This window comes from Hydrogenophaga sp. PML113 (assembly GCF_001777155.1).
Classification (GTDB): Bacteria; Pseudomonadota; Gammaproteobacteria; order Burkholderiales; family Burkholderiaceae_C; genus Hydrogenophaga; species Hydrogenophaga borbori.
Genome location: NZ_MIYM01000035.1, coordinates 1 through 1,571, shown reverse-complemented (window position 1 = coordinate 1,571; position 1,571 = coordinate 1). Strand labels below are relative to the sequence as shown.

Here is a 1,571-nt window from a genome sequence, read left to right as displayed (position 1 = left end):
GCGCTCTGGCGCACCGTGCCCGTCAGCTGCTCCATGCTCGCCGCCGTCTCCTGCAGGTTGCTCGCCGTCTGCTCCGTGCGCGCACTCAGGTCCTGGTTGCCCGTGGCGATTTCCTGCGAGGCGGTGTCGATGCTGTCGGTGGCGCTGCGCACCAGGCTCACGGTGCGCGTGAGCGAGGTCTTCATGTCGCCGAGCGCGCGCAGCAGATCGCCCAATTCGTCGGTGCGCTCGGTGCGCACGTCGCGCCGCAGGTCGCCCGCTGCCACCTCGCGCGTCACGTCCACGGCCTGGGCCAGGGGCTGCGTCACCGAGCGCGTGATGCGCCAGGCCAGCACCATGGCCAGCCCGCCGGCGGCCAGGGCCAGCAGCATCAGCAGGCCGATCTGGCGATTGACCGTGGCCTCGGACGCCGCCACGGCCTCGGCCACGGCGCGGTGCTGCAGCTCGAGCAGCTCGCGCTGCTTGGCGCCATAGGCGTCGGCCGCGGGCATGAGGCCACCGGTCAGCAGCTGCTGCGCGCCGGCGGCATCGCCGTTCTTGAGCGTGTCGAAGTAGGTCTTGCGCACCGCCATGTAGGCCGCGCGGCGCTCGGCGATTTCCTTGAGCAGGGCCTTGCCCTGCTCGCTCTGGATCTCGGCCTCCAGCGTCTTCTGCACCACGCTGATGCGCTCGCTGACCTGGGACATCAGCGGCTTGAAGTAGCCGTCCACCGCCGGGTCGTTGCGCGAGGTGGCCACAGCCATCACGCGGTTGATGTTGATCTGCGTGCTCATGAGCCATTCCTGCGTGAGGGCAGCCCGCTTGTCCATCTCGATCACGCGCGCGGTGGCGGCCTGCGAGGTCTTCAAGCCGTACCAGGCCACGGCGGTCAGGCCCGCCAACAGCATCAGCACCAGGGCAAAGCCCAGGTACAGGCGGGGGCCGATCCGGAAACGGTTCACGATGTCCATCTTTCACTCACTCTCTGGGCGCGGAAACAGGGGGTCGCACGGCCCGGAGACCGTGCGGAGACCATCAGAAGCTCTCCCACTCGCCCTCGGCCGACGCGGCCGCGGGCGCCACCACTCGTGGCGCGGGACGGGGTTCGGCGGCCGGTTTGCTGCCGACGACGGGTTTGCTTTCGGTCGCGGGTTTGCTTTCGATCGCGGGCTTGCTTTCGGTCGCCGGTTGGCTCTCGGCCGTGGCGCGCGTGGGCACGGGGGCGGTGGGCTTGGCCACCGCCGGCGCCCGGACAGCCACCAGCGGCGCGGGGGCCGGCGCGGGCTGGGGCGCGGCGTCGTGCCCGATGCGGAACACCTGCACCACCTGGGCCAGGCGGTCGGCCTGCTCCTTCAGGCTCTGGGCGGCGGCCGCGCTCTGCTCCACCAGCGCCGCGTTCTGCTGCGTCATCTGGTCGAGCTGGTTCACCGCCACGTTCACCTGGCCGATCCCCTCGCTCTGCTCCCCCGCCGCCGCCGTGATCTCACCAATGATGTCGCTCACCCGCTGCACCGAGCCCACGATCTCGCTCATCGTCTGCCCCGCATCGGCCACCAGCCGCGAGCCCGCGTCCACTCGCTCCACGCTCGCCC

Annotated in this window: 2 protein-coding genes; both read right to left on the bottom strand. The window is 71.0% G+C overall.

All coding sequences use genetic code 11. The features are described 5' to 3' along the window. The coding region (locus tag BHU06_RS21885) for a methyl-accepting chemotaxis protein (RefSeq protein ID WP_139147183.1) at positions 1 to 950 on the bottom strand (950 nt) is incomplete at its 3' end. A gap of 64 nt (positions 951 to 1,014) precedes the next feature. Then, the coding region (locus BHU06_RS21880) for a methyl-accepting chemotaxis protein (RefSeq protein WP_254668224.1) at positions 1,015 to 1,571 on the bottom strand (557 nt) is incomplete at its 5' end.